Raw genomic sequence first — 7,414 nt, 5'->3', positions numbered from 1 at the left:
GATCCGTCGGCGGCGGACAAGGCGACGATCGACACGCAGATCAGCGGCAAGAAGATCAAGGTCTACATCTACAACAGCCAGAACTCCACGCCGGACGTGTCCGAGCAGGTGTCGGCGGCCCGGAAGGCGGGGATCCCGGTCGCGCAGATCACCGAGACCCTGTCGCCCGCCGGCGCCACCTTCCAGCAGTGGCAGGTCACCCAGCTGCGGTCGCTCGAGCGGGCGCTGGCTCAGGCGAGCGGCACATGACCAGCGGATCGACCCGTCCGGACAACGCCGCGACCGGTGCACGCGACGCCGGGCCGGACGGCCCACCCGTCGTGGTGTCGCTCGACCGTGCGTCCGCGACCGTCGGTGGTCGCATGATCTGGTCGGACATCAGCCTGCAGATCCACGCCGGGCAGTTCATCGCCGTGCTCGGCCCGAACGGTGCCGGCAAGTCCACGTTGCTCAAGGCGGTCCTCGGACTGATCCCGATCAGCGCCGGGACCGTGACGGTGCTGGGATCGCGACCCGGCCAGCGCAACGACCGGATCGGGTATCTCCCGCAGCGGCGCGCGTTCGACCAGGGGACCCGGATCCGCGGGGTCGACATCGTCCGGATGGGGCTGGACGGCGACCGGTGGGGTACGCCGCTCCCCGGCTGGTTGCGCGGCCGGCGGTCCCGCGAAAACCGCGCCCGGGTGGCCGAGGTCATCGACCTGGTCGGAGCGCGCGGCTACGCCCACCGCCCGATCGGTCAGTGCTCGGGCGGCGAGCAACAGCGGCTGCTGATCGCGCAGGCTCTGGTACGCCGTCCGTCGCTGCTGATCCTCGACGAACCGCTGGACAGCCTGGATGTCGCCAGCCAGGCATCGGTGAGCGCGCTGATCAAGGATGTGTGCCGCAGCCAGAACGTCGCGGTGGTGCTGGTCGCCCATGACGTCAACCCGATCCTGGCGTGGCTGGACCAGGTCATCTATCTCGCCCGCGGCGGTGCGGCGATGGGGACGCCGGAGGAGGTGATCACCGCCGAGACGTTGAGCGTGTTGTACGGCACGCCGATCGACGTCCTGCGGGACCGGGCCGGCCGGCTGGTGGTGGTCGGCCAGCCGGACAGCCCGGCGACGCACCAGCCGTGACCCCCGGCCTGAGCTGGAACGTCGTCGACGACGTCCAGCAGTTGCTCAGCTTCCCCTTCATGGTCAACGCATTGCGGGCCGGCACGATCGTGGCGATCGTGGCCGGTGCCATCGGCTACTTCATGGTGCTGCGGCGACAGGCATTCGTCGGCCACACCCTCGCCCTCATCGGATTCCCGGGCGCGGCGGGAGCGACCCTGCTCGGCATCAGCGCCGGCTTCGGCTACTTCGGCTTCTGCATCGCCGGCGCGCTGATCATCGCCGCCCTGCCCGGTGCCGGGCGGGCGAGCGGAGGTCTCGGGCGCTACGGCGAGGAGTCCGCCGTGATCGGCACGGTGCAGGGCTTCGCGCTGGCGTGCGGCTTTCTGTTCGTCAGCCTGTACAAGGGCTTTCTGTCCGGGCTGAACGACCTGCTCTTCGGCACCATCATCGGCGTCACCAACAGCCAGGTGCTCGTCCTGCTGATCGCCGGCGTCGTCGCGCTGCTGGTGCTCGCGGCGTTGGCGCGACCACTGCTCTTCGCCAGCGTCGACCCCGACGTGGCCGGAGCGCGCGGCGTGCCGGTACGCCTGGTCGGTGCCGCCTTCCTCGTGCTGCTCGGTGTCGCCGCCGCGGGGACCAGTCAGGTGACCGGGAGCCTTCTGGTGTTCGCGCTGCTCGTTGCGCCGGCCGCCGCCGCGAGCCGGCTCACCGCACGGCCCGCGGTGGGCGTGCTGCTGTCGGTGGTGCTCGCCCTCGCCGTCACCTGGGTCGGTGAGGCGATCGCCTACTTCTCGCCGTACCCGATCGGATTCTGGGTCACCACGTTGGCCTTCGCCGTCTTCCTGCTCGCCAGCGCGTATCGCACCGCAGCGGACCGGCGGGCCGGCCGCGCCCGGACCACCACTCCCCAACTGTCCGGGGCCTCGTGATGGGGGCCTCCTGATGGGCGCACTCGGTCACATGCTTTCCCATCCCTTCATCCAGCACGCCCTGATCGCCGGGACCTCGATCGCCGTACTGTCCGGGCTGGTCGGGTATTTCGTGGTGCTGCGCGGGCAGGTCTTCGCCGGCGACGCCCTCTCCCACACGGCGTACGCCGGGGCGCTGGCCGCCCTCGCCGCCGGGGTCGATCTCCGGTTCGGCCTGTTCGCCGCGACCATCGCCGTCGGCCTGATCCTCGGTCTGCTCGGCGGGCGGGGCGCAGCCGACGACGTCGTCATCGGCACCACCTTCGCGTGGGTGCTCGGACTGGGCGTCTTCTTCCTCGCCCTCTACACGACTCACACGTCGACCGGGAACAGCACCGCGAGCGTCACCGTGCTGTTCGGGTCGATCTTCGGCATCAGCGCCGGAGCTGCCGCCACGGCGGCCTGGATCGCCGCGGGCCTGGTCGTCGTACTGCTGGTGATCGCGCGGCCGTTGCTCTACGCCAGCCTCGACCCGGCCGTCGCCGCCGCCCGCGGTGTGCCGGTCCGGCTGCTCGGGCCGCTGTTTCTCGCTGTGGTCGGCGCGACCGCCGCGGAGACCACCCAGGCCGTCGGCGCGTTACTGCTGTTCGGCCTTCTTGCCGCTCCGCCCGCCGCCGCTCAACGCCTCACCGACCGGCCGTGGTCGGCGTTCGCGCTCTCGGCGGTGCTCGCCGTCGCGGCGATGTGGATCGGTATCACCCTCGCCTACGCAGTTCCCCAGCTGCCGGCCAGCTTCACGATCATGGCCGTGTCCACCGCGATCTACGGCACCGCGCTGGCGGTCACCGCCGGTCGACGCCGCCGCGAACGACGAGTCCCGGGGGCTACGCCGATCCCGGCGCCGAGTGCTGCGGGCACAGCCCGAACACCTCCAGGGTGTGGCTGACCTCGGTGTAACCCGCCGTCGAGGCGACCCGCTCGGCCCAGGCTTCGACTTCGGGGCCGCTGACCTCGACGCTGCGCCCGCAGACCCGGCACACCAGATGGTGGTGATGGTCGCTGGTCGGCGCGGTGGCCTCGCCGCAGAGTCGGTACTGCGCCTCGCCGTCGGCGGTGTGGACGACGTCGGCCCGGCCCAGCTCGGCGAGACGGCTCAGATGCCGGTAGACCGTCGTGAGGCCTACGCGGTCGCCGCGCCGACGCAACTCACCGTGCAGTTCCTGGGCGGTGCGGAACCCGTCCGCACCGGCCAGTATGGCGTCGACCGCGTCACCCTGGCGAGTGTTGCGGATCCGATCGCCGCGCCGGACCGGCCCGTCGTACATCCGACAAGTGTATGCATCGGGCGGTCGAGACGGCTCGTCCCCGCGTCAGGCGGCGGTCGTGCTCCGGAACCGGCGCAGTGCGAGCGGCACGCACACCGCGGTGATGAGCACGCACCAGCCGATCATCGCGAGTACGGGGTGCTCCAACTGCCAGGAACCGTGCGAATGGGTGCCCTGGCAGACCTGCCGGACGGCGGCGACCAGAGCGGACAGCGGGTCCCACTCGCCGATGACCCGGGGCACCGTCTGCATCCCGCTGATGGGGACGAACGTGCCGGCGAGGAACGACAACGGGAACACGATCGCGAAGCCGAGCCCCTGCATGCCGTCCGAGCTGCGGATGATCATGCCGAGCAGAACTCCGAACCAGGTGAAGGCGGTCAGGCCGAGCAGGATCAATCCGGCAAGCTCCAGCCCGGACGCGATAGTCAGGTCGGGTCGCCAACCCAGCGCCAGTCCGATGCCGATGATGATGACCATGCCGAGGATCTGCTCGATGATCTGCCCGAGGACCTGGGCGGTGATGACGGAGAGTCGGGTGACCGGCAGGGACCGGAACCGGTCGATGACCCCGCTGGTGAAGTCGGTCGCGGTGGCGACCCCGGCACCGATCACGCCGAACGCGAGGCCCTGGCCGACGAGACCGGGAAGCAGGTAGTCCTGGTAGCGCATGCCGGGGATGTGGATCGCGGAGCCGAAGACATAGAGGAAGAGCAGCGTGAAGACGATCGGCTGGATCGTCACGTCCGACAGTCGTTCCGGCACGCGCGGAATGGTCTGCAGGCTCCGGCCGACGAGCAGGCCGGTCTCGCGCAGGTAGCGCAACGACCTGCTCGGTCGGGCCGGCAACGGTTCGGTGATGGCGGTCGCGGTCAGGGCGGTCATGCGGACACCTCGAGGGGCTCGTCGACGGTCTGGTCGGTGGTGGGCGGTTGCCCGGTGAGGGCGAGGAACGCGTCGTCGAGGGTCGGGCGGCGCAGGGCCAGCTCGTCGACGGGCACTCCGGCGGCGGCCACGACGTCGGCGACTGCTCGCAGGTCCGAGGCCTCGCTCGGTGCCGGGATGGAGATCATCCGACGGTCGCGGGCCACCGTCAGGTCGAACGCGGGGTCGAGTGCCGACACGAGCCGGTCGAGGCCCGAGCCGTCGGTGGCGACAACGTCGACCCGCTGGTCGCCGATCTGGGCCTTCAGCTGTGCGGGTGTGCCGGCGGCGGCCGCCCGGCCGTGGTCGATGAGGACGATGCTGTCGGCGAGCTCGTCGGCTTCTTCGAGGTACTGGGTCGTCAGCAGCAGAGTGACCCCCTCGCCGACGAGCTCACGGATCGTCGACCAGACCACCTGCCGGCTGCGCGGATCGAGCCCGGTGGTGGGCTCGTCGAGCACCAGCAACCGTGGCTGGACGACCAGGCTCGCGGCGAGGTCGACCCGCCGACGCTGACCGCCCGAAACCGATTTCACCAGCTTGTCGCGGAATTCGCCGATGTCGAAGCGGTCGCTGAGCTGGTCGGCCACCCGGATGGCGGCGGCCCGCCCGTAGCCACGCAGCCGGGCCATCAGCACGAGGTTCTCGTGCGCGGTGAGGTTGGCCTCGAGCGCCGCGAACTGGCCGGTCAGCGAGATGACGCTACGGACGACGTCGGCGTCGCGGCCCACGTCGTAACCGCAGACGAAGGCCTGGCCGCTGGTGGGCTCGGACAACGTCGCAAGCATCCGCACGATGGTGGTCTTGCCGGCGCCGTTGGGTCCGAGCAGCGACGCCACGGTGCCGGCCGGCACCTGCAGGTCGATGCCGTCCACGGCGGTGAAGTCCCCGAAGCGTTTGGTGAGGCGCTCGGTGACGACGGCAAGTTCTTGTGTAGACAACTCGGCTCCTTAGGCAGCCTGGCGGATCAACACGGATGAATGTACAGTCACTAGAAACATCCAGCAACAGTATTTAGCGAACCGGGAGGCGGCTACCATCTCCGTCATGAACGAGCGCGACGACGAGGAGCCGACCGGACCGCAGGCGGAAGGACTGCGTGAGCGCAAGAAGCGCCTGATGCGCCAGCTGATCTCGGACACGGCGACCGGGATGTTCCTCGAGCGTGGGTTCGACGACGTGAAGGTCACCGAGATCGCGGAGGCCTGCGGCGTGTCGGAGAAGACCGTCTACAACTACTTCTCCACGAAGGAGGCGTTGCTCCTCGACCGCGAGGAGGACATCGCCACAGCGATCCGCGCCGCGTTCGGTCCGGGCGCGCCGGCACGGTCACCGATCGAGGCGGCGCTCGAGATTCTCGCGCAGGATGTCGAGAGCCTGCGTGTTGCGTGGCGAAGCGGCGGGGAAAAGTCCGACGGGCTGAGGATGTTCCGCCGGTTCACCGACCTCGTCGACAGCACCCCGTCGCTGCGGGCGGCACAGCGCGACATGATGGATCGGCTCGTGCGCGTGGCGGCCGAGGCGATGGCCGAGCGGGCCGGGGTGAGCCCCGACGACCCCGAGCCGCAGATCGCCGCGGACGCCATCCTCGGTCTCTGGCGGATCCAGTACCAGGCCATGCGGCGCTACGCCGACGATGAGCACACTCCTGACGAGGTCATCGACCTTGCCGCGGCGGAGGTACGCCGGGCAGCTCGCCTGATCGAATCCGGCCTGTGGGCATTCGGCGTGATGGTGCAGGGCGGCGGAAGTCGCGAGCAGCTGACCGCGGCCGCCGAGGCCGCACATCGCGCCGGCAAACAGGTCGCCACCGCGCTCCGGCAGGCGCGGACGATCTGGCGGGAGATTCAACAGGAGGCGCAGGCCGGCGGGCACGAACCGCGTGGAGCACACGGGCAGCAGGAGGAGTGGAAGCGCGTGCAGCGTGACCAGAAGGAGCAGTGGAAACAGATCGTCAAGGAGCAGCACGAGCAGATTCAGCAGGCCCGCCGCGACCTACAGCAAAAACAGCGGCAGTTGAGACGCGATATGCAGCAGTCCGCTCGCGCGGCGCGCGACCCGCGCCGGAAGCACTAGCCGGATCGTCAGGCGGGCCGCCGCAACCCAAAACGCCGGAGGTGTGGGTCGGCACGAGCGGCCGACCCACACCCTCGGCGATCAGCGCAGGTCGAACCGGTCGAGATTCATGACCTTGTCCCACGCCGCCACGAAGTCACGCACGAACTTCTCCTGCGCGTCGTCCGTCCCGTAGGCCTCCGCGATTCCCCGCAGTTGGGAGTTCGACCCGAAGACGAGGTCGACGGCGGTGGCCGTCCACTTGACCTCGCCCGTGGTCCGGTCCCGACCGTCGTACACGTTCTCGGTCGAGGCGGACGCCTTCCACTCCGTGCCCATGTCGAGCAGGTTGACGAAGAAGTCGGTGGTCAACGTCTCGGGTCGGTCGGTGAGAACGCCGGTCTGGGACCGACCAACGTTGGCGTTCAAGGCCCGCATGCCGCCGATCAGCACCGCCATCTCCGGAGCGGTCAGCGTCAGCAGGTAGGCGCGGTCCACCAATAGCGTCTCCGGCGAGAGCTTCTCACCGGCACGCAGATAGTTGCGGAACCCGTCAGCCCGTGGTTCGAGGACCGCGAACGACTCGACGTCGGTCTGCTCCTGCGTGGCGTCGTTGCGTCCCGGCGCGAACGGGACCGTGACGTCCTGGCCGGCGTTCTTGGCCGCTTGCTCCACCGCGGCGCAACCGCCCAACACGATCACGTCGGCAAGGGAGATCTTCTTCCCCCCGGTCTGGGCGGCGTTGAAGTCCTGCTGGATCTGCACAAGGGCAGGAAGTACCCTCGCGAGTTCGGTCGGCTCGTTGACCGCCCAGTTCCGTTGCGGCTCCAGCCGGATCCGCGCGCCATTCGCGCCGCCGCGCTTGTCGGTGCCGCGGAAGCTCGCGGCGGACGCCCACGCGGTGGCCGCCAGCTCGGAAATGGACAGTCCCGATTCGAGGATCTTGCCCTTGAGCGCAGCGACGTCCGCACTGCCGACCAGCTCGTGATCGACCGCCGCGACCGGGTCCTGCCACAGCTGCGGCTCCGCCACCCACGGGCCCAGGTAGCGCGAAACCGGCCCCATGTCGCGGTGCAACAGCTTGTACCACGCCTTCGCG

Annotated in this window: 9 protein-coding genes; 5 read left to right on the top strand and 4 right to left on the bottom strand. The window is 69.8% G+C overall.

Annotation, left to right across the window (positions count from 1 at the left end; genetic code table 11):
- The 4 genes from VGH85_08765 to VGH85_08750 all read left to right on the top strand — a co-directional run.
- On the top strand, positions 1–249 hold a 249-nt coding region (locus VGH85_08765), incomplete at its 5' end, for an ABC transporter substrate-binding protein (GenBank protein ID HEY2173885.1).
- Positions 246–1,121: a metal ABC transporter ATP-binding protein gene (locus VGH85_08760; GenBank protein HEY2173884.1), complete on the top strand. Its 876-nt coding sequence runs from the start codon at positions 246–248 to the stop codon at positions 1,119–1,121. The genes VGH85_08765 and VGH85_08760, both read left to right, overlap by 4 nt.
- The gene (locus VGH85_08755) at positions 1,118–2,032 is read left to right on the top strand and encodes a metal ABC transporter permease (GenBank protein ID HEY2173883.1); all 915 of its coding nucleotides are present in this window, start codon (positions 1,118–1,120) and stop codon (positions 2,030–2,032) included. Before VGH85_08760 ends, VGH85_08755 begins: the two co-directional genes overlap by 4 nt.
- Positions 2,033–2,063: 31 nt before the next feature.
- Positions 2,064–2,957 carry a metal ABC transporter permease gene (locus VGH85_08750; GenBank protein HEY2173882.1) on the top strand — a complete coding sequence of 298 codons (894 nt, stop codon included), beginning with the start codon at positions 2,064–2,066 and terminating at the stop codon, positions 2,955–2,957.
- Here VGH85_08750 and VGH85_08745 read toward each other — a convergent pair.
- The 3 genes from VGH85_08745 to VGH85_08735 are packed head-to-tail and all read right to left on the bottom strand — an operon-like array spanning position 2,896 to position 5,201.
- Positions 2,896–3,336 carry a transcriptional repressor gene (locus tag VGH85_08745; protein HEY2173881.1) on the bottom strand — a complete coding sequence of 147 codons (441 nt, stop codon included), beginning with the start codon at positions 3,334–3,336 and terminating at the stop codon, positions 2,896–2,898. The genes VGH85_08750 and VGH85_08745 overlap by 62 nt on opposite strands.
- Positions 3,337–3,381: 45 nt before the next feature.
- The gene (locus VGH85_08740) at positions 3,382–4,221 is read right to left on the bottom strand and encodes an ABC transporter permease (GenBank protein ID HEY2173880.1); all 840 of its coding nucleotides are present in this window, start codon (positions 4,219–4,221) and stop codon (positions 3,382–3,384) included.
- A complete protein-coding gene (locus tag VGH85_08735; protein HEY2173879.1) occupies positions 4,218–5,201 on the bottom strand; it encodes an ATP-binding cassette domain-containing protein in 984 nt (327 codons plus the stop codon). Before VGH85_08735 ends, VGH85_08740 begins: the two co-directional genes overlap by 4 nt.
- Before the next feature lie 106 nt (positions 5,202–5,307).
- On the opposite strand from VGH85_08735, the gene VGH85_08730 reads away from it, so the two are divergent.
- Positions 5,308–6,336, top strand: a complete 1,029-nt coding sequence (locus VGH85_08730) for a TetR/AcrR family transcriptional regulator (GenBank protein ID HEY2173878.1) — start codon at positions 5,308–5,310, stop codon at positions 6,334–6,336.
- Positions 6,337–6,417: 81 nt separating this feature from the next.
- Here the strand turns inward: VGH85_08730 and VGH85_08725 are convergent.
- Positions 6,418–7,414: peroxidase family protein (locus VGH85_08725; protein ID HEY2173877.1), on the bottom strand; the 997-nt coding region annotated here is incomplete at its 5' end.

Source organism: Mycobacteriales bacterium (assembly GCA_036497565.1).
GTDB lineage: Bacteria > Actinomycetota > Actinomycetes > Mycobacteriales > QHCD01 > DASXJE01.
This window is presented reverse-complemented; position numbering and strand designations above follow the sequence as displayed.